At 66.0% G+C, this 19,961-nt stretch carries 19 protein-coding genes and 1 riboswitch; of the genes, 8 read left to right on the top strand and 11 right to left on the bottom strand.

Going from position 1 to position 19,961, the window contains the following annotated elements; all coding sequences use genetic code 11:
- The first annotated feature begins 103 nt into the window (after nucleotides 1-103).
- The 5 genes from ABE522_RS05615 (at nucleotide 104) to pnuC (ending at nucleotide 8,015) form a co-directional block, all read left to right on the top strand.
- A complete protein-coding gene (locus ABE522_RS05615; RefSeq protein ID WP_346590876.1) occupies nucleotides 104-2,497 on the top strand; it encodes a TonB-dependent receptor plug domain-containing protein in 2,394 nt (797 codons plus the stop codon).
- On the top strand, nucleotides 2,497-3,798 hold the full coding sequence (locus ABE522_RS05610) for an aminotransferase class V-fold PLP-dependent enzyme (protein ID WP_346590875.1): 1,302 nt from the start codon (nucleotides 2,497-2,499) through the stop codon (nucleotides 3,796-3,798). The genes ABE522_RS05615 and ABE522_RS05610 overlap by 1 nt, the downstream gene beginning before the upstream one ends.
- A 132-nt stretch (nucleotides 3,799-3,930) precedes the next feature.
- Nucleotides 3,931-5,067, top strand: coding sequence for a phosphotransferase enzyme family protein (locus tag ABE522_RS05605; RefSeq protein WP_346590874.1), 1,137 nt, complete (start codon nucleotides 3,931-3,933; stop codon nucleotides 5,065-5,067).
- A gap of 41 nt (nucleotides 5,068-5,108) precedes the next feature.
- Nucleotides 5,109-5,204, top strand: a riboswitch (TPP riboswitch).
- 67 nt (nucleotides 5,205-5,271) lie between these two features.
- On the top strand, nucleotides 5,272-7,443 hold the full coding sequence (locus ABE522_RS05600; RefSeq protein WP_346590873.1) for a TonB-dependent siderophore receptor: 2,172 nt from the start codon (nucleotides 5,272-5,274) through the stop codon (nucleotides 7,441-7,443).
- Nucleotides 7,440-8,015, top strand: a complete 576-nt coding sequence (gene pnuC, locus ABE522_RS05595; protein WP_346590872.1) for a nicotinamide riboside transporter PnuC — start codon at nucleotides 7,440-7,442, stop codon at nucleotides 8,013-8,015. The genes ABE522_RS05600 and pnuC overlap by 4 nt, the downstream gene beginning before the upstream one ends.
- Nucleotides 8,016-8,121: 106 nt before the next feature.
- Here the strand turns inward: pnuC and ABE522_RS05590 are convergent, their stop codons facing one another.
- The 4 genes from ABE522_RS05590 to ABE522_RS05575 all read right to left on the bottom strand — a co-directional run bounded on the left by ABE522_RS05590 (nucleotide 8,122) and on the right by ABE522_RS05575 (nucleotide 13,381).
- Nucleotides 8,122-9,477 carry a putative bifunctional diguanylate cyclase/phosphodiesterase gene (locus ABE522_RS05590; RefSeq protein ID WP_346590871.1) on the bottom strand — a complete coding sequence of 452 codons (1,356 nt, stop codon included), beginning with the start codon at nucleotides 9,475-9,477 and terminating at the stop codon, nucleotides 8,122-8,124.
- Between the two features lie 83 nt (nucleotides 9,478-9,560).
- Nucleotides 9,561-11,213, bottom strand: coding sequence for an amidohydrolase (locus ABE522_RS05585; protein WP_346590870.1), 1,653 nt, complete (start codon nucleotides 11,211-11,213; stop codon nucleotides 9,561-9,563).
- A gap of 236 nt (nucleotides 11,214-11,449) precedes the next feature.
- Complete coding sequence (locus tag ABE522_RS05580; protein WP_346590869.1) at nucleotides 11,450-11,797, bottom strand: RcnB family protein; 348 nt, start codon at nucleotides 11,795-11,797, stop codon at nucleotides 11,450-11,452.
- An 81-nt stretch (nucleotides 11,798-11,878) separates the two neighbouring features.
- A complete protein-coding gene (locus ABE522_RS05575) occupies nucleotides 11,879-13,381 on the bottom strand; it encodes an FAD-dependent oxidoreductase (protein WP_346590868.1) in 1,503 nt (500 codons plus the stop codon).
- A 46-nt stretch (nucleotides 13,382-13,427) separates the two neighbouring features.
- Here ABE522_RS05575 and ABE522_RS05570 point away from each other — a divergent pair, with 46 nt between their 5' ends.
- Nucleotides 13,428-13,913, top strand: a complete 486-nt coding sequence (locus tag ABE522_RS05570) for a MarR family winged helix-turn-helix transcriptional regulator (RefSeq protein WP_346590867.1) — start codon at nucleotides 13,428-13,430, stop codon at nucleotides 13,911-13,913.
- Here the strand turns inward: ABE522_RS05570 and ABE522_RS05565 are convergent.
- Both ABE522_RS05565 and ABE522_RS17495 read right to left on the bottom strand, forming a co-directional pair.
- On the bottom strand, nucleotides 13,910-14,185 hold the full coding sequence (locus ABE522_RS05565) for a hypothetical protein (protein ID WP_346590866.1): 276 nt from the start codon (nucleotides 14,183-14,185) through the stop codon (nucleotides 13,910-13,912). The two genes, ABE522_RS05570 and ABE522_RS05565, sit on opposite strands and share 4 nt — an antisense overlap.
- Nucleotides 14,121-14,606, bottom strand: coding sequence for a mobile mystery protein A (locus tag ABE522_RS17495; protein WP_406846311.1), 486 nt, complete (start codon nucleotides 14,604-14,606; stop codon nucleotides 14,121-14,123). Before ABE522_RS17495 ends, ABE522_RS05565 begins: the two co-directional genes overlap by 65 nt.
- A gap of 401 nt (nucleotides 14,607-15,007) precedes the next feature.
- Between ABE522_RS17495 and ABE522_RS05560 the strand changes: the two genes are divergently transcribed.
- Complete coding sequence (locus ABE522_RS05560; RefSeq protein WP_182656519.1) at nucleotides 15,008-15,583, top strand: OmpO family porin; 576 nt, start codon at nucleotides 15,008-15,010, stop codon at nucleotides 15,581-15,583.
- A 324-nt stretch (nucleotides 15,584-15,907) separates the two neighbouring features.
- Here ABE522_RS05560 and ABE522_RS05555 read toward each other — a convergent pair whose 3' ends face one another.
- The 5 genes from ABE522_RS05555 to ABE522_RS05535 all read right to left on the bottom strand — a co-directional run bounded on the left by ABE522_RS05555 (nucleotide 15,908) and on the right by ABE522_RS05535 (nucleotide 19,075).
- On the bottom strand, nucleotides 15,908-16,933 hold the full coding sequence (locus ABE522_RS05555) for an NAD(P)H-dependent glycerol-3-phosphate dehydrogenase (RefSeq protein ID WP_346590865.1): 1,026 nt from the start codon (nucleotides 16,931-16,933) through the stop codon (nucleotides 15,908-15,910).
- 20 nt (nucleotides 16,934-16,953) lie between these two features.
- Nucleotides 16,954-17,472, bottom strand: a complete 519-nt coding sequence (gene secB, locus ABE522_RS05550) for a protein-export chaperone SecB (RefSeq protein ID WP_042614716.1) — start codon at nucleotides 17,470-17,472, stop codon at nucleotides 16,954-16,956.
- 108 nt (nucleotides 17,473-17,580) lie between these two features.
- Nucleotides 17,581-18,018 carry a rhodanese-like domain-containing protein gene (locus ABE522_RS05545; RefSeq protein WP_346590864.1) on the bottom strand — a complete coding sequence of 146 codons (438 nt, stop codon included), beginning with the start codon at nucleotides 18,016-18,018 and terminating at the stop codon, nucleotides 17,581-17,583.
- A 113-nt stretch (nucleotides 18,019-18,131) separates the two neighbouring features.
- The gene (locus ABE522_RS05540) at nucleotides 18,132-18,560 is read right to left on the bottom strand and encodes a hypothetical protein (RefSeq protein ID WP_319275302.1); all 429 of its coding nucleotides are present in this window, start codon (nucleotides 18,558-18,560) and stop codon (nucleotides 18,132-18,134) included.
- A gap of 47 nt (nucleotides 18,561-18,607) precedes the next feature.
- Entirely contained in the window at nucleotides 18,608-19,075 is a 468-nt protein-coding gene (locus ABE522_RS05535) for a YiiD C-terminal domain-containing protein (protein WP_101101586.1), read from the bottom strand.
- A gap of 35 nt (nucleotides 19,076-19,110) precedes the next feature.
- On the opposite strand from ABE522_RS05535, the gene ABE522_RS05530 reads away from it, so the two are divergent.
- Nucleotides 19,111-19,905 (top strand): uroporphyrinogen-III synthase, encoded by a 795-nt coding sequence (locus tag ABE522_RS05530; protein WP_346590863.1) that lies wholly within the window; start codon nucleotides 19,111-19,113, stop codon nucleotides 19,903-19,905.
- Nucleotides 19,906-19,961: the final 56 nt, after the last annotated feature.

Below are 19,961 nucleotides of genomic sequence, written 5' to 3'. Positions count from 1 at the left end.
TGCCTCCGTGTTGTAACCGGCAGGACACGGAACGTGCGGAAACTGCGCTCCGCTGTAGGAGTTCTCCTACACATCGAACTTTCAGTCGTCGTGGAGCCCTTCAGTGCCCAGCAGTCCGCTTTCGCGTGCCATCGTTCTCGTACTCTCCTCTTTCGCTGCGGCCTCGGCGCTGGCGGCTGGCAATGACGGTCAGGACGCCGCGGCCCCAGCCACGACCCAGCTCGATGCCATGCTGGTCACCGGCACCCGGGCCGCCAACCGTACCCAGTTCGACACGCTGGCGCCGGTGGATGTTTTCAGCAAGGAAGAGATCCAGTCGGTTGCATCGACCGACCTGAAGGACGTGCTGGCGCAGTTGGTGCCGTCCTTCGTGGTGCAGCGCCTGCCGATGGCGGATGGCCAGGTGTTCGTACGTCCGGCGACGCTGCGCGGCCTGTCGCCCGACCAGACGCTGGTGCTGGTGAATGGTCGGCGCTTCCATCGCAGCGCGCTGCTCGGCGGTCGCGGTGCACAGGGTGCGGACCTCGCGCAGATTCCGTCCAGCGCGGTGAAGCGCATCGAAGTGCTGCGCGATGGCGCATCGGCGCAGTACGGCTCGGACGCGATCGCCGGGGTAATCAACCTCATCCTCGAGGACGAGGCAGGCAGCGAAGTCAGCGTGGGTTACTCACGCTACGCCCAAGGCGACGGCGGCTCGCGCGATGTCAAGGCGCGCACCGGTTTCCAGCTGGGCCAGTACGGCAGCCTGGTGGTGTTTGCCGAATCGTCCAACTCCGATGCTACTTCGCGTACCCGCCAGCGTCCCGATGCCATCGCCTTCCAGGCGGCCCATCCGGAACTGGATGTACCCGATCCGGTGCAGCGCTGGGGCCAGCCGGATCTTGAAAGCCAGCGTGCGGGTTTCAACCTGAAGGCGTTTGCCAGCGACAGCACCGAAATCTACGCCTTCGGCCTGTACGGCCGCAGCGAAGGAGTCAGTGACTTCAACTGGCGCAATCCAGACACCACCACGGGGGCTTATCGGAGCACGCCGATCTTCCCCGGCTGGAATCTTCGCGACATCTACCCGGTCGGCTTCAGTCCGAAGTATTCCAACGAACAGGATGACCTGCAGGTGGCCGCCGGCATGCGCGGTGCGTTCACCGAGGACTTCCGGTGGGACGTCAGCGGGTCGTACGGGCGCAATGCGATCGACTACCGGCTGGACAATTCGATCAATGCTTCGTTGGGCCCGGCCAGCCCCGTCGGCTTCTACCTCGGGCGTCTGACGCAGACCGAAAAGAACGCCAACGCAGACTTCAATTACAGCTGGAACGTCGGCGCGCTGTCATCGCCGATCAACCTCGCCTTCGGTGCGGAGTTCCGCCAGGAGACCTATGCGGTCAACGCCGGCGACCCCGCTTCGTACGCCGTAGGGCCAGGCGCGGTGGCGGGCCTGGAAGCCAATGCCAATGGCGCGCCGGGCTTCTCCAGCAACCAGGCCGGCAGCTGGTCACAGGAAAGCAAGGCCGCCTACGTGGACGTGGAAGTTCCGCTGGGCGAGCGCTGGAGCGTGGCGGCGGCAGGGCGTTACGAGACGTTCTCCTCCTTCGGCAGCACCCGCGACGGCAAGCTTTCGGCGCGTTTCGAGATCACCCCGGATGTCGCGCTGCGCGGCACGGTGTCCACCGGCTTCCGCGCCCCGACACCGGGCCAGCTCAACACCACCAGCACCGTGCAGGGCCTGGATACACGCACCTTGCAGATCTTCACCAGCGGCCGGTTGTCGCCTGCCGATCCGCTGGCCCGGCAGCTTGGTGCAAAGCCGCTGACGGCAGAACAGTCGCGCACCGCGTCGCTGGGCATGACCTGGCGCAGTGCGCTTGGCTTTTCCGGTTCGGTCGATGTGTATGACATCAAGCTCACCGACCGGTTCAGCCAATCCGCCAGCTTCGCCGTGCCGGCCGGCGTGGCCAACCCGATGGGCTACAGCTCGGTCAATTTCTATACCAACGACTTCGATACGACCACCCGTGGCGTGGATCTGGTCGGCAACTACCAGCGCACGCTCGGCCCGGGCACGCTGGGCCTGACGATGGCCTGGAACTACAACCGGACCAAGGTGGACGGCGGCAGCACCAGTGTGGCAACCAATGAAAGCCAGCGCGTGCTGTTCGAGGACCGTCTGCCGGAACACAAGGGCAGCTTCACCAGCACCTATGCTGTCGGTGGCTGGTCGCTGATGGGCCGCGTGCGCTATTACGGCGAGTGGACCGATTCCACCGGCAACGCCACCGGCGACATCTACCAGCGGTTCGGGTCGATGGCCTTCCTGGACCTGGCCGTGGATTACGCTTTCAACGAGCACCACAGCATGCGCGTGGGCGCCGACAACGTGTTGGACAGCTATCCTGACGAGGCCACGTTCCAGGCCAGCCGCGGCCTGGTTTACTCGCGCAACGCGCCGTACGACACCGATGGCGCGAATCTGTATGCCGAATACCGGCTGCGTTTCTGATGCAGCCGTCCCGACGGCGCCTGCTGCTCGCCGGCGCCCTGCTGCCGGCAAGCGAACTGGCCACGGCGTGCCTGAAGACCACCTCCCCGGTATCGCTGGGGACGCTTTCCGCGCCAGCGCAGCCGCCGTCGGTGCTGGCGACGGACGAGTCCTGGTGGGCCGAGGTGGCGCGGCAGTTCGACATCACCGATGAGGTCAACCACCTCGAAAACGGATTCTGGGGAGCGATGGGCCGCAGCACGTTGCAGGCTTACCAGCGGCATACGGCCGAGGTGAACCGAGGCAACGCCTGGTATGGGCGCGAAGCGTATCCGGCCGCCTACCGCGCCGCCCATGCCGACGCCGCCCGCCTGCTGGGGGTGGCAGAAGACGAACTGGTGTTCACCCGCGGCGCGACCGAGGCCCTGCTCGCCCTGATCGGCGGCTACAACCGGCTGCGACCCGGCGACCAGGTGCTGCATGCCGACACCGACTACGACAGCATGATCGATGCGATGCAGTGGCTGCGCTCAAGGCGCGCGGTGCAGGTGGAAGGCATTGCACTGCCTCCCGCTCCGACCCATGACCAGGTCATGCAGGCCTACGCCGATGCATTTGCCCGGCTGCCGCGCCTGAAGCTGGTGCTGCTCACCCAGGTCAGCCATCGCCATGGGCTGGTGATCCCGGTGGCGGAGATCAGCGCGCTGGCGCGGGCGCGTGGGGTCGATGTGATCGTCGATGCGGCGCACGGCTTCGGCCAGCTGGCGTACGCGGTCCCGGACCTGCAGGCTGATTTCGTCGGCATCAACCTGCACAAATGGATCGGCGCACCGGTGGGCGTGGGCGCGGTGTACGTGCGCCGTGGCCGGGTGGCCGACATCGATCCCTACATGGCAGTGAAAGACGACGGCAGGATCTTCAGCCGCGTGCATACCGGCACCGCGAATTTCGCCGCCTACCTGGCGCTCCCTGATGCCATCGCGCTGCATGAGCGGATCGGCATCGCCAACAAACGGGCCCGCCTGCTGGCGCTGCGCAATCGCTGGGTGGCCGCGGCACGTGAAATGCCGCATATAGAGCTGCTGGCATCCCACGACGACGCGCAGGCCAGTGCGCTGGCATCGTTCCGGCTGCGCGGGAAGGCCGGCAAGGCGGACAACCAGGCCCTGCAGCAGCGCCTTCTGAAGCAGTTCGGCATCTTCACCACCGCACGGGACGGATTGGCTTCCGGCAGCTGCGTCCGGGTCACGCCGTCCGTGTTCACCGGCATGCAGCAGATGGACCGGCTGGTGGCCGCGCTGGAGCAGTTGCAGCGCGGCTAGGCCGGCCGCTGGCGGCACGCGTCGAGCACCGCGGGCAATGGGCCGCAGCCGTCCCAGGCGAACCGCGTACCATGGTGGCCCCGCGTGGGCGCGCAACCGCCCGCGCCACGCGCCCCCGTGCATGCCGATCCGATGAACAGCCCCACCCACCACGTCCAAGGTCTCGACAACGACGAGGTCCCACCCGACTGGCCTGCGATCAGCGCCGGCGAGATCGCGTGGCTGCAGCAGCGTTTCGTGGAGCTGCAGGGCGACTGCCGGTTGCTGTGGCACAGCCCGCGGCCGTTTTCCGCGGCGGCGCTCGTGCAGGGCCCACACGGACGGTTCTTCATCAAGCGCCACCACTGCAGCGTGCGCAGCGCCGCGGTGCTGTCCGAAGAACATCGCTTCATCGCCCATCTGGCCGGCCAGGGCCTGCCGGTGGTGCAGGTCATTGCCGATCAGGATGGCGCGACCGCACTCGAGCACGGCGTCTGGACCTTCGAAGTGCACGCCGAAGGCATCGGCCAGGACCTGTACCGCGACGTGCCCTCCTGGACGCCACCGGCCAGCGTCGAACAGGCTTGGCAGGCCGGGCGCATGCTAGCCCTGCTGCATACCGCTTCGGAAAGCTTCCACGCGCCGCAGCGGGCCACGCACCTGCTGGTGGCCCGCGATGACCTGATCCGCGCCGAGGACCCGATCGCGGCGCTCACCGCGCAGTTGCCCGACCGTCCCGGGCTGGCCGCTTACCTGGCCGACACGCCGTGGCAGGCCGAGCTGCAGCGCGCGATCCTGCCCTGGCACATGGGGCTCGCCACGCGGCTGGCCGCCGAGCCTTGCCTGTGGGGCCACAACGACTGGCATGTGTCCAACCTGCTGTGGCAGACCGGCAGCGGCGTCACCACGGTCAGCAGCGTGCTCGATTTCGGGCTGGCCTCGCCCACCAGCGCGTTGTACGACCTGGCCACGGCGATCGAGCGCAATGCCATCGCGTGGCTGCAACTGGACCGTGGCGCGCAGGCGGTGCGCGGTGACATCGCACTGGCGCTGCTGGTCGGCTACCGCGATGCGCGTGCGCTGTCGTCCGACCAGGTCCGGCTGCTGGCCGACCTGCTGCCCGTGGTGCACCTGGATTTCGCGCTGTCTGAAGTCGAGTATTTCCACGCCATCACCGGCTCCCGCGCCAACGCCGACGTGGCCTACCGGACCTTCCTGCTCGGCCACGCCGACTGGTTCCGCACGCCCGCCGGCCAGGGCCTGCTGGCCACCCTGCGCGGCGCCGCCTGAGCGGCTGATTCGCTTCTTCAGCCGTTTTGGTGTGAAATGAGCGCCTGAAGCGGGGGTGCCTGGGTTGACCAGGCTGAGAGAGTCCCTTGGAACCTGATCCGGTTTGCACCGGCGTAGGGAGCTTTGAGCTGCAAGCACATGGACCCATCGGGTCACTGCGCGCGCGCCGTCGCTTCGTCTTTCTTCCTGTTGATGACGAATCGAATGAACCGCTGCCTGCGCCCCACGCTGTTGACCGTTGCCCTCTGTGCCGTGCTGCCGCTGCACGCGGCCGATGCCTTTGCCGATGTCCCCGATCGCTCACCGACCGAACTGGCTGCCGTGCGCGTGCAGGCTCAGCAGGCTCCGGCCGCCACCACGCCGTCGAGCAGCTTCGGTGCGGCCAGCTGGAAGGACACCCCGGCCTCGGTGAACGTGCTGGACCGCACCCTGCTGGACAGCCGCCAGGTGCGCACGCTGAGCGAAGTGGCCGCCAACGATGCCTCGCTGGGCGACAGCTACGCGCCGGTCGGCTACTACCAGAACATCGCCATCCGCGGCTTTGCGCTGGATACCGCCACCGGGTACCGCTTCAATGGCCTGGCCACCACCGGCGAGCAACGCATCGCGCTGGAGAACATCCAGCAGGTGGAAATCCTGAAGGGCGAAGCCGGGCTGGCTGCCGGCGTGATGGCGCCGGGCGGCATCATCAACTACGTCGGCAAGCGCGCCGCCGAAGTGCGCACCGTCACCCTGGGTACCGATTCGGAAGGCACCCGTTACACCGCGGTGGACGTGGGACACTGGTTGACCCCGCGCTTCGGCGTGCGCGTCAACGCCGCATGGGAAGACAGCGCGTCCTACATCGACCACGCCGACGGGCGGCGCAACTTCTATTCGCTCGCTGCGGACTGGTTGATCGGCGAACGCGGCAAGCTGGAAGTGGATGCCAACTACCAGACCAGCGCACAGCGCTCGGCATCGGGTTTCCAGCTGCTGGGCGCAACCGAGCTGCCGCGCGGCGTGGACCGCTCGAAGATGCTCGGTTACCAGCCGTGGCAGCAGCCGGTCGGCATCGCCAGCACCAACCTGACCGCCCTGCATACCTATGAACTGGGGCCGCGCTGGCAATCGCGGGTGTCGGCCAGCCACAGCCGTTCGGTGATCGATGACAACGTGGCTTTCGCCTACGGCTGCTATTACGCCGCGCAGTGCGCCGACGGCAGCGTGCCGGGCAACTACTTCGCGCCCAACGGCGACTATGACATCTACGATTACCGCAGCCCGGACGACACCCGGGTCAACCAGGAGCTGCGCGCCGAGCTGCGCGGCAGCGTCGACACCGGCCGCGTCACCCATCAGTTGAGCATCGGCGCCGATACCTTCCGGCGCACGGTGGACAAGCGGCAGAACGTCAATGAGTACGTCGGCACGGCCAACATCCATGACCCGCAGGTACCGGTGTTCGCGCCTTCCCCGTTGCAGCCCGGTGCCTCCGTGCGTCGGCTGGACAGCCGCCAGGATGGCCTGTTCGTGCTGGACCGCATGCGCTTCGGCGATGACTGGCAGTGGCTGGCCGGTGGGCGCATGGTGCGGCTGGACGAACGTGCCTACGACAAGCGCGGCAACCCGGAACGGCACAGCCGGATCTCACGCTTCCTGCCGCAGACCGCGCTGATCTGGAACGCGACCGACCAGGTGAACACCTACGTCAGCTACGTGCGCGGCATTTCGCTGGGGCAGGAGGCCCCGTTCTGGACGTCCAACGACGGCGAGTTCCTGCCGCCGGTGCTGTCGCGCCAGCTGGAAGTGGGCATCAAGTACGGCGCCACCGATGCGCTGACCCTGGGGGCCGCGCTCTTCCGCACCAGCCAGCCTTTCCAGTACGCCAGGGCCGATGACAGCGATGCCGGATACACCTTCGTGCAGGAAGGCCAGCAGACCCACACCGGGCTGGAGCTGACCGCCAACGGGCACTTCACCGAACAGCTGCAGGTCACGGCCAGTGCCAGTGTTTTGCAGGCGCGTGCACGCGAAACCGCCACCGCCGCCTACGAAGGTCACCAGCTGGTCAACGTGCCAAAGACGCGGGCCTCCGTGCACCTGGACTACGCGCTGCCGTTCGTCGCCGGCGTGGGCGTCACCGGAGGCTGGCGCTATGCCTCATCCAACACCGCCACGGTGGATGGCAGCGTGCGCGCGCCCAGCTACAGCGTGGTCGACCTGGGCCTGCGCTACCAGCACACGCTGCGCCAGCAACCGGTGACGTGGCGGCTGTCGGTGGACAACGTATTCGACACGTTCTACTGGCGTGATACTGGCAGCAGCGCCGGCGATTACTACCTGTTCGCCGGCGCACCACGGCAGGCACGCCTGTCGGTCACCATCGCGCTATGAACGCCGAACTGCTGGAATGGTCGGCCGCGGCGCTGAGCATCGCCGGTGTGTGGCTGATGACCCGGCGGCGGTTGGTCGGCTGGCCGATCGGGCTGGCTTCGGTGGCGCTGTATGCGCTGGTGTTCGCCGAGGCGCGCCTGTATTCGGACACGCTGCTGCAGGTCGTGTTCGGTGGCTTCCTGGTGTACGGCTGGATGAGCTGGCGGCACAGCGCGCAGGCCGATGGCCGGGTGAGCATCGTGCCGCTGCCGGCGCGGCATGTAGTGCGTGATCTCGGCATCGGCGTGGCCTTCGGGCTGGCGCTGGGCGCGGCCATGCACACGCTGACCGATGCCGCGATTCCATGGCTGGATGCGTTGCTGGCCGCGCTGAGCCTGGTCGCGCAGTGGTGGCAGGCGCGCCGCCATGTCGCGGCATGGTGGCTGTGGATCTTCGTCGACGTGATCTACATCGGCGTGTACCTGTTCAAGTCACTGCACGTGACCGCCGCGCTGTACGTGGTGTTCATCGGCTTGGCGATGCTGGGCGTGCGCTCGTGGTCGGCCAGCGCCCGCCATCCGGGATACCGGTAGCGCCGAGCCGTGCTCGGCGGCCGTTCGTTGCCGCGTCACGATGCCCCCGCCGAGCATGACTCGCGCTACCAAGGGCATGCTGTGAACCCCAGCCGGGTAGCGCCGCTCACACGAGCGGCGCCACATGCGCAGCATGGAAGTCATCGGCCGGCACCGGCCGGCCGAACAGATACCCTTGGAACACCCTGCAACCCATGCTGGCCAGCCATGCGCGCTGCTGCTCGGTTTCCACGCCCTCGGCCACGGTGGACACCCCCAGGATGGCGGCGATCTCGATGATCTTGCGCACCAGTTCGCGATGGCTGGCGTCCCCACCCATCCCGCTTACGAACGTCTGGTCGATCTTCAGCTCATCCAGCGGCAACACCTGCAGCAGCGACAGCGAGGAGAAGCCGGTACCGAAGTCATCCAGCGACCAGGAAACACCGTCCTCGCGCAGGGCGTTCATCGTTGCAGCGATCTGCGCGTGGTCGTGGGCGAGGGCGGATTCGGTGATCTCCAGGCGCAGCCGGTTGGCCGGCGCCCCGGTGCCGCGCACGATCCCGCGCACGTCGTTGACGAAGCTGTCCGAGGCCAGCTGCAGCGGACTGACATTGACCGAAAGTACCCACGTATCGACGCCGGGCAGCGTGGCCCATGCGGCCAACTGCACACACGCACGGCGCAGCGCCATCAGCCCGATTTCGTGGATCAGCCCGGTCTGCTCGGCCAGCGGAATGAAATTGGCGGGCGACTGCAGCCCGTGGCCGGGCCGGTCCCAGCGCAGCAACAGCTCGGCCCCCACGACCTGGCCGTTGAGCGCTACCTGCGGCTGCAGGTAGCCGCGCAGTTCGCGCTGCGCGATGCCACGCACCAGCGCGGCATACTGGTCCATCTGCGTGCTGAAGTCTTCGCGGAAGATCGCCAGCACCCCGACGGTCAATGCCATCGCCGTCACCGTATTGAGGCCATGGCGGACCCGGCGCACGGTGTCGGACAGCAGCTCCAGGCCGGCACCCAGGCTGGCCGGGCTGATTGCCAGCCAGGCCAGCGCGACCACGCACAGCGTTGGGAGGATCCAGCGCAGGTACAGGCCTTCGCTGCGGAACAGGAAGAACGTCGCCGCACCGATCGGCAGCAGGAACAGATGGGTGGAGCGTGCCGCTGCCAGGGTAGGCGTTTCAGCCAGGCTGACGAAGATGGTCATGACCAGCAGCACGTGCGCGATGAGCACCATCGGCAGCCGGTCGCGCCGGCGGGCGATGATGAAGCATGCGATTCCCACCAGCGTGAGGGCGCTCAACACGCACGCCAGCACGAGCATGCCATGACTGCCGTAGTAAGCCCCCCATGCCACGCCATGCAGCACGCAGACCATCCCGCCAAGATGCAGCAGACGCTTCACGCGCGGCCATTGCGCGTGATCGGGGAACTTGCGGGTGACCCACTCCCGGCTGCTTCGCGCACTTCCTGTCTCGAGCATGCAAGATCCCTTTTTTTGCATCATGGTACGGGTGCAGCGTTGCAGGTGTTACCCGCATTCGGGGCTGGCGACGCCCCGATCGGTCATAACGCTGCCCGGTAGATCGTCCTGCCTTCCTTGATGGTCTCGACCACCTTGATGTCCTTGATCGCGCCCGGGTCGACCGTGAGCGGGTTGCCGTCGAGAATCACCAGGTCGGCCAGTTTTCCGGGTTCGATCGAACCCTTTTCCGCTTCTTCGAAGTACGCGTAGGCGGCATGGATCGTGATCGCCTTGATGGCGTCCAAGGGACTGATCCGTTCATCGGGCCCCAGCATGTCTCCGCTGCGTAGTTGGCGATTCACTGCCGACCACACGACCATCATCTGATCGATCGGCGCGACGCTGAAATCCGTGTGGTTGGTCGGCTTGAGTCCCATCGCGATGGCCGTCTTCATCGGGCTGATGAACGATGCCTGCGCGATCCCTCTGTTCTTGATGTGCGCCTGCCCGAAGAAGAAGGTGTGTTCGGTATAGAACGAGGGAATCAGCTGATGGTCCACGTACTGCTGCAGCTGGTCCCGGCGGACGAACTGGGAATGGATGACCACCGTGCGACGGTCCTTGGGGGCGGTACCGGCAGTGGCGGCCGCATGCCCCCCGAGGACCGCGTCGATGGCCGCGTCGCCGTTTGCGTGGGCAATGACCTGAAGGCCCCGGTCATAGCAGGTCCTGAACATGCCATCGAGCATGTCCTGCGGAAAGGTCGGCTCCCCTTTCCAGTCTGTTTCACCGCCGGGTCCGCCGGTCAGGTAGGGCGTGGTGAAATAGGCCGTCCTGCCCTGCGGTGAACCGTCGGCCATGATCTTGCAACCGCCCAGCTTGAAGCGCTTGTCGTAGTGACCGAACGTCGTGGCCGGGTGCACCTGCAGGACCTTCTCCAGTTCGCCGATGAAGGGGTAGGAGATGATGTCGATGAAGAGCTCACCGCGCTCCGCCGCGCGCTTCAGCACCTCCACCTGTGCAGCCATCGTGGCGCCGTCCTGGGCGGTGGTGACCCCTGCGGCGGCGTACAGGTCCTGCGCATGGCGGAGCTGGCGCGGCGCCTGTTCCTGCGAAGCAGCGGGCATCTGTTCGTGCAGCGATATCCAGGCCGTTTCCATCAACAGCCCGGTCGGCTCGCGGGTGCCCGGCCTGCGCGCGATGATGCCGCCGGGCGGCGTGGGCGTGGCGGCCGAGATGCCGAACTTCTTCAGTGCGGCCGAGTTGAGTACCGCGCCATGCGTGGACACGTGCACGACGACCACGGGAGTATCCGGGAACGCCGGATCCAGGTCATCGCGGGTCAGCGGGTGGTCGCCGGGAAGCAGGTTCTCGTCGTACCCATAGCCCATGACCAGGTCACCGGGCGCCTTGGATTTTGCTTTCGCGAAGCGCTGGAGTTCAGCGACGATCTCGGCGGCGGTGCTGGCCGGACCCACCGGCGGGGCGGTGACGTTGGCCTGGTCTTCCATCGTCATGCCGTTGAGGAAGTGACTGTGCGGGTCGACGAAGCCCGGCAGCATCGTGGTTCCTGCCATGTCGATCAACTGCGTGCCAGCGCCCTGTGCGCGGGCGACCAGGTCCTGCAGGCGGCCAACGGCAAGGATCCTGCCGTCCTTGATCGCCACCGCCTCTGCCGTGGGTTGCGCGTCGTTCACCGTGACGACGTCACCGCCGAAGTAGATGACATCGGCGGCGTCCTGCGCGGTGACCATCGTGGCGTCCGCGGAAACCGGCCTGGGCGCATATCCCGCGCAAGCGGACAGAAGCAGGACGGATAGACCCGTGGCAAGACGTTTCATCTTGGTTCTCCGAGCGGGGTCCAGCGCGGTATCCGCCAAGGCAGCCTTTGCGAAAAGAGCGGGCCGATGGTGTCTTCAGGGAACTGCCTGGCGCTGGCCGGACCGATGCGTCGATCCGACCAGCCGCCTCGTTGCTCATCCGTGTTGGATCACCGATGCAGGGCGTCGATGATCAGGCCAGTGGCGATTTCCACCAGCAGATACTCGCTGTCGGATTGCCGGACCCAACGCTCGCCGCGTCCGGGATCGCGCAGCCGGTAGTGCGCGTAATCGTCGACCCAATAGCGACGATCCACCTCCGCCCATTGCAGGCGCTCACCCCGCCGCCACGCCTTCTTCTGCCAGCCGGGCGGCGGCGCATCGCGGTTGTGCGGCCCACCGGCATGGGCAGGAGGGCCTTTGCCCTTGGCGTGGTGCGGCGGGTCGGCCCAGGCCGGGGCCACGGCCAGCAGTGCTGCCGTAGTCAATGCAACGCCCAGCAGTCGTACGCTTGTCATGGAAATCTCCCGACCCGGCCGCGACATGCGGCGTATCGGGGCCGAATATAGATCAGCTGACGTGAAAGAAACCAAGCGGGCTCACTGATCAGGAAACACGCCTGCTTGGCGGTGGCAATATCGGTCCAGGTGGTCCTGAAGCGCGGCGAGCTCATCCTTGGCAAACGTTCCGGCAAGATATCCATCGGGTCGGATCAACGCGGACGACTGCTCGGGCAGCCCGTAGAACCGGGCGAAATGGCCCAGGTGATCCTGCATCTCCAGGCCGGGCCCGATGCTGTGGATGTGCAGGCCAGCACGTGGTGCAACGGTCGAGGGGCCATTGACCAACAGGGTCCAATGCGTGCCCTTGAACAGCATGAACAGACGCGTCGGACTGCCAGCCGCGCCCTGTACGAGGGCATCGGGCGCGCGGGCGCCGGGCGCCAGTTTGCCGGCCGGCCAGCGCCCCGCGCACGATAGTGGCGAAGACGGATAGCCGATATCCAGTTGTTGGACCTCACGGGGGCGCCGGTTGTCGCCGTTCTTGAATCCCTCGAGCAGGCGGGTGGAAAGACCGAGCACATCTGCGGCCAGGGGCCGGCGTTCGGCTTCGTAGGTGTCCAGCAGCGTATCGGGTGCGCCGGCCAACACCGCGGCGAGCTTCCAGCCCAGGTTGTAAGCATCCTGCACGCTGGTGTTGAGACCTTGCCCGCCGGTGGGAGGATGGACATGCGCCGCGTCGCCAACCAGGAACGCCGGGCCATTTCGATAGCGATCAGCAAGTCTGGCACCCATCGTGTAGAGGGATGACCAGGCGACTGACTGGACGATGATATCTGCGCGCCCTGTCTGTCGGGCAACGCGTTCGGTGAGCGCGGCCGCAGAGAGATCAATGTCCCCCTCCAGCGGAACGGGCGCCTGGATCTGAAACAGCGTGGTGCCTGCGAGCGGGCAGATGGCCAGGGGGCCTGCGTCGCCGTTGAACTGATGCCATCTATCGCGCGACAGCCCCTCCAGTACGACGTCGGCCACGATTGCGCGCACACCCAGGGTTTTGCCGGGAAAGCCGATCCCCAAAGCACGACGCACGAAGCTGCGCCCGCCATCGGCTCCCACCAGGTAGCGGGCATGCAGGGTGCGTTCGCCGTTCGGCGTGGAAAGCACGGCTTCCATTCCATTGCTGCCGACCGCGATACGCGTCAGTTCGACACCGTACTCCGGGGCATGCCCCAGTTCGATCAGGCGCTCGCGCATGACCGCCTCGGTCTTGAACTGCGGAACCATCAGCGGCAGGTGATAGGGCTCGGCAGGCGTGGGGTTGCTGGCGCTGACCACGTCCTGGTCCACATGGCTCCCGTCTGCGGTGTACCGGCGCACGGTGGGATAGATCCCGCCCGCCCCCATGGCCCGGTCCAGGATGCCGAGGTCTTCAAAGATCTCCTGGGTACGCGGCTGGATCCCTTTTCCGCGCGAGCCCTGGAAGGGGGAAGGGAGCTTTTCAATGAGGACAAAGCGCACGCCACGTCGCGCCAGGTCGATCGCCAACGTGAGGCCGGCGGCACCGGCACCACAGATCAGGACATCAGTCGTACCCGCCATCATTCAGTCTCCCAATAGAGTGTAATATGCACATATCAGGAGAGAGCGTATGGCCGCGAAAAAGAAAGTGCAAGATACACATATATCGACGCAGTTGAAGGACCTTCATCGATCCTTGATCTCAATCGTGAGTGTCATGAACCGTCCCCGGAATGACGAGCGTTTGATCGCAGAGGCCGGCGTGCACCTGGATCAGGCGCTCTTTCGCCTCCTGGTGCTGATTGAGCGCCTGGGCCCGATTGGAGTGGTTGAACTGGCGGATCGCCTGGGCAGGGATTACACGACCATCAGTCGCCAGGTCACCAAGCTGGAGCGCATGGAACTGGTGGTCCGACATGACAACGCCGAAGACCGGCGGATGCGCCAGGCGGTGGTGTCTGCGGGAGGCAAGGCCCTCACCGACCAGATCGACCAGGCCCGTGAGCGCTTGGCAAAGGGAATCCTCCGGGATTGGACGGCGGAAGACATTGCCAACCTGGTGCGCCTCATGCGCAGGTTCGCCGAGGATCTGGAACAAGGCACAAGGACCGGCTAGGGAGCGTTTCTCCGCCAGGCCTGTCTGCGCGCTTGCTTCGGCGTGTGTCGCTCGTGCAGCTTCCGCAGGAAGGCTTCACAGGGCACCACCACTTCCTTCTTTCGGATCTCCCGTGCCGCCCAGAGCATGCCGCTGACGATGTTTGCACCCTCAGCATCGTTGAGGTCGGCGCGAGTCGCGACCCACTTCAGCTTCAGCCCTTGGGCCTCATCCGGGTCCAGCGGTGTCTGGCCATCTTCGATCTCGAAATCGAACCCTTGGAGCTTGGCCACTAGACCCGATCCCCCACAGGGCGCTGTCTGGGATCTCGTCCTCGGCCTGCTGAAGAAGGTGCTGGCGCAGGTCGGACGATACTGCCTGGTCCTCGAGCTCCATGTGGGCCGCTGCTCGATTGATCGTGGCGCTGTACACCTTCAATCGCTGGCGATCGACGGTCTCTTGCAGGGGGGCGCGAGGGACCATGAGGACGACCAGCTCGCAGTCAAGGGCGTCAGCGGCTCGCCGCAGAGTTTCCACGCGTACCGTTCCGGAGCGTTCGCTCTTCTCCATTTTGACCACAGAGCTTTGGACCACACCAAGGCGGCGAGCCAGGTCGGACTGCGACATGCCCAAGGCTTCGCGAATCGCGGCTATCCAGCCACCTCGAGGGGTAAGCCCGAAGCGCCGGTAAGCTCTTGCGCAGAGCTTCCCCACTCCTGTCCAGTTTTGAACGAGCCAGGCGACGCATCTTCGATGTCGGTGTTGTGGCCATGAATATTCCAACCAGCGTCATGGGGGATTTGCAGCGTCATCAATGGCCGCGCAGCCTCCCCCGTGCGGCGCCAGACCAACGCTCGCGCTTCCTCGCCGTCCAACAGTGCCTGCGCATCGCGGTGGTCCAGCCGACGCTGCCCGCAGTAGCTACCAGGCCGCTGCGCCGGGTGTGTTCGCACCACAAGGGAAGTGCCTTAGTTCCCTGAACGGGGACCAAGTTCATGTACCAGTCAGTTCAATATTCAGGAGCGATTGCGGTGGCAAACGGATAATTCACACCTGTCGAACGGGTTTTTCAGGCTCGTCCGATCTACCAAAACAAGAAAGGTGTGAGTGTCCCGATGAACAAGATTTCCCTGCTGGCCCTGGGTCTCGTGGTTGCCATGCCGTTCGCGGCCTCCGCCGCTGATGGCCTGTCCTACAACTACGTGGAAGGCGGTTACGTGAACACCGACGCCCGTGGCGGCGATGCCGACGGTTGGGGTGTCAAGGGTTCGGTCGCGGTGCATCCGAACTTCCACATCTTTGGTGATTACAGCGCGCAGGAAACCGAGCGCAGCAACGCTGACGTCGATCAGTGGCGCCTGGGTGTCGGCTACAACTACGGCATCGCGCCGACCACCGACCTGGTGGCCCGCGTCGCGTACCAGAAGTTCGATCCGAAGCGCGGCCTGGACTTCAACGGCTATTCGACCGAAGTCGGCGTGCGCACTGCGTTCACCCCGATGATCGAAGGCTATGCGCTGGCCGGCTACGAAGATTTCAGCGAGAAGCACGGCATCAATCCGGACGGCGAGTTCTACGGCCGCGTCGGCGCCACCGCCAAGTTCAACCAGAACTGGGGCCTGAGTGGCGAAGTGAAGCTGGCCAAGGCCGGTGACCGCGAGTGGTTCGTCGGTCCGCGCTTCACCTGGTAAGAACGCCTGTCGTTAGTGCGTAATACGTAGTTGAAAGAATGGTGTGGTGGTAAGTGCGAAACGGCGTGTGACCTCTCTCCCACACGCCCACGGAGCCCGGCCTTTGGTCGGGCTCTTTTTTTTTGGGGTTTGATGAGCCTGACGCGCCGGTATGGAAATCGCGCGGTTGGGCTTTTGAACTTTTGAGACGAAAAGTTAAAAAGTCACGCCCACTCTTTAACTTTCCGCGAGCCGCCGCCGTGCATGGCGCGGCACTACCGGCAAAGAAAAACCCCGGCGTTGGCCGGGGTTCGTCAGGTCAGGTCAGGCGAGCCCTGCTCGGGGTCACTTGAACAGCGTGTCCGGATACTCCGGCTTCTGCTCACGCGCCAACAGGGTGCGCAGGCCTTCCGACGGGGTCTGTTCGCCGTGCAGCACGGCGCGGACGCCATCGGAGATCGGCAGGTCGATGCCGTAACGACGCGCCTGGCGCATCACTTCGTCAGCAGTCTGCACCGATTCCACCACCTGTCCGATTTCGCGGATGGCATCCTGCAGCGTCTGGCCACGGCCCAGGGCGAGGCCCAGGCGACGGTTGCGCGACAGGTCGCCGGTGCAGGTCAGCACCAGGTCGCCCAGCCCGGCCAGGCCCATCAGGGTTTCCGGCTTGGCACCAATCGCCGCGGCCAGCCGCAGCATCTCGTTGAGGCCACGGGTGATCAGGCCGGCACGTGCGTTCAGGCCCAGCTGCATGCCATCGGCAACGCCGGTGGCCACGGCCAGCACGTTCTTCATCGCACCGCCCAGTTCGGCTCCCAGCATGTCATCGCCGGTGTAGGCGCGGAATGCCGGACCATGCATGGCTTCGGCCACGGTCTGGGCGAACTCGGGCACGTCACCGTGGACAGTGATCGCGGTGGGCAGGCCCTGGGTGACTTCCTTGGCGAACGACGGCCCGGTGACCACGGCCAGCGGCACGTCATCGCCGAGGATCCCGCGCGCTACCTCATGCAGGAAGCGACCCGAGCCCGGTTCAAAGCCCTTGGTCGCCCATGCCACGCCGGCACCGGCCGGACGCAGCGGCGCCAGCGCGGTCACCGTTTCGTTGAACGCATGCGACGGCGTCACGACCAGGATCCACGCGGCGCCTTCCACGGCCTGCGCCATGTCGGTGGTCGCACGCAGCGACTCCGGCAGGGGGATGCCCGGCAGGTAACGGGTGTTCTCGTGGCGCTGGTCGATGGCGTCCACCATCGCCGCGTCGCGTCCCCACAGCACGGTCCGAAGACCATGCCGGGCGAGCAGGCTGGCCAGCGCGGTTCCCCAGGAACCGGCGCCGAGTACGGCTACTTTGTCAGCGTTATCGCTCATGCGCGGGGTCGGAACGCCGATCAGGCGTTGCCGGCCGGCTCGGAGTTGGCGAGCGAAGACGCTTCACCCTGCTCCTGGCGCTGGCGCAGGGTTTCCGCGTACAGGCCTTCGAAGTTGATCGGCTGCAGGAAGAACGGCGGGAAGCCGCCAGCCTGGATCAGGTCGCTGACCAGCGAACGCACGTACGGGAACAGGATGTTCGGGCACTGGGTGCCGAGCAGCACGTCGATCGACTGCGGGTCCAGGCCGACCAGGCCGAACACGCCGGCCTGCTTCACTTCGGCCACGTACGCGGTGCGGTCCTCGGCCTTGCAGGTCAGGGTGACGGCCAGCACGACTTCGAAAGCGTTCTCGCCCAGGCGCTGCACCTGCTGGTTCAGGTTGAGCTGCAGTTCCGGCTGCACCTGGTCGTTGAAGATGCTCGGAGCATTCGGCGATTCGAAGGAAACGTCCTTGACGTAGATCTTTTCGACGGTGAACGCGGGGCCGTTGGCGGCGTCGACCGGCGCGACGGCGCCGTTGGTGTTTTCTTCGGACATTTCCTGTTGCTCCAGATTATTCGTTGAACGTTATGTTTGATCGGTATGTTGCATCAACAGCGATGGGGGCGGGTCACGCAGTGCACAACCCCTGCCTGCGCCATCAGGTCAATGACGACCCTTGACCAGCGGCAGTTCTGCCTGCTGCCACGCCGGCAAGCCACCGTCGAGCACGGAAACCTGCTCGAAACCGGCTTTCTTCAGCGTCTTGGCAGCGACTTCGGATGCGGTGCCGGCACGGCATACCAGCACTACCGGGCGCTGCCTGGCCGCGGCCACCAGCTTGTGCTCCGGGCCGAACTGGCTGGCCTGCGCGTTCTTGCTGCCTGCGATGTGGCCCTTCTCGAAGTCGCTGCTGGCGGACAGGTCCACCACCACGGCGTCGCCGGCGTTCATCAGCTGCACCAGTTCGGCAGGCTTGAGCGATTTGTAGCCACGGAACAGGCGGCGGATTTCAGTGACGATGATCGCGGCAGTCAAGCCCACCAGGGCAATCGACAGCATGGGGTTTCGGCCTGCAAAGGCCACCAACTCTTCGTAATTCACGCAGGTCACGGGTCGATAAGCGGGCGCCGATTGTCGCACAAGGCGATGGCCGCGGGATTCCAGCGGCCATTTCCGGCCTCAGCCGGTCCGCTGACGATGGGCCGGGCCGGGCCTCAATGCCCCTGCCACAGATCCGGCAGGCCGTTGAACTGCCACCAGCGCTTGCCTTCCGGGTCCCAGCGCCAGCGTTCCACCACCGTCACCAGGCGCTCGGCCTGGGTGTTGATGTTGATCACGCCGATTTCCACGCGGCGCTCCACCGTGCCATCCGGCAAGGATGCGGTGCTGCGTTCGCGGTAGGCCGAAACGCGCAGCTGCGAATAGCGGTTGAGCTCGAATTCGGTGGGCGGGTTGGTCTTGCGCCGTTCGGGGTCGAGATAGCCGACGGCGTCTTCCATGCTGCCCCAGCGGATGGTGGACCCATAGGCGTTCTGGGTTTCTTCCAGCATCGTGCGCTGTTTGCGGCTGAAATCGGCGGCCAGCGTCATGGACGAGGCGACCAGCAGGCTGGACAGCATCAACAACTGGATCAGGCGGCGCATGTGCAGGTGCTTCAACGGTCTGCTCCCCAAGGCATCAGCCTGCCATCCTACCCTTTGGCGAAGGCAACGAAACGACCGCTGAGTTCAGCGGCCGGCTTGCCATCGGTCCCGGGCTGTACCGCGACCACGCCGATCCGCGCCTTGCCGCGCTGCTTGAACGTGGACAGGAAAGTGTCCCAGTCACTGTCCGGGTCGATCTGGGCCTGTGCATGCAGGTCGCCGTACACCGGCGCGCGGTAGCGCAGCTGGCTGTCGGCCACGTACACCTCCGCTTCGAAGCCGGCCAGCCGCAGGCGCAGGGTCACCAGGGCCCAGCCGGACAGCGTCATGGCCGAGGCCAGGCTGCCACCGAAGGCGTTGCCCTTGTCGTTGACGTTGACCGCCAATGGCGCGGTCAGCTGCAGCTGGCCATCGGCATAGCTTTCCAGGCGCAATTGCATCGCCCGCACCGGCGGCATGCTGTCGAGCACCTGTTGCAGGACCAGCAGCGAGGAGGAAACGGGTTCGACGGACATCGGTGGTTACACCTGCAACAACGCGGGCCCGCATAATGCAGGTAATGGATAAACATGCGAAACCGTGTGGTTGGACATTGGTGTCACTGCGCCCGAAGGGACAGCACGCGGCGCTGCGTGCTGCCGTGGCCCATTCAGGCGCGCAGATGGTCGCCTTGTCACCGTGGCGGCTGCAGCGCCGCCCTGATGCCGCAGGGGCTCGCGCCTTGTGCGCGGCGTTGCAGGCCTCAGCGGTGATCTTCACCAGCCCGGGCGCGGTGGCCGCGGCGGCCTCGTGCGGCGATGGTTTCCTGAATGCTCCCGAACGGCCTTGGCTGGCGGTGGGTGAAGGCACGCTGCGCGCGCTGCGTGCGCAGGGTATCGCGCATGCCATCGCACCGTCGCGGATGGACAGCGAGGGCCTGCTGGCGTTGCGCGCACTGTCCGATGTGCGGGGAATGACCATAGGCCTGGTCACCGCACCCGGCGGACGCGGGTTGATTGCCGCCGATCTGCAGGCGCGCGGTGCCCGGCTGCTGCGCGCCGACGTTTATCGCCGTGTGCCACTGCGGCTGCCGGCGCGGACGCTGGCGCGGTTGTCGCGATCACCACGGCCGTGGGTGCTGGCGGTCAGCAGTGGCGAAGCGCTGGAACGCGTCTGGGCGCAGCTGTCGCCAGCGTGGCGGAGGCGCTGGCAGGCCGACATGGCAGTGGTCGTCGCCAGCGAGCGGCTGGCGGTGCAGGCACGGGCGTTGGGGCTGGCCCCGGTGCGGGTGGCCGCCGGACCCACTCCCAGCCAGATGGCCACCGCCGCGCTGGCACTGCACGCTGATGTGAATCAGACCCGGTAGCGCCGAGCCACGCTCGGCGGGATCCATCAGGCGTGGTGATGTCCGAATCTGCTGCC

The organism is Stenotrophomonas lacuserhaii (assembly GCF_039674585.1).
Lineage (GTDB): Bacteria > Pseudomonadota > Gammaproteobacteria > Xanthomonadales > Xanthomonadaceae > Stenotrophomonas > Stenotrophomonas pennii_A.
The sequence above is the reverse complement of the archived record's forward strand: the minus strand, read 5'-3'. Positions and strand labels throughout refer to the sequence as shown.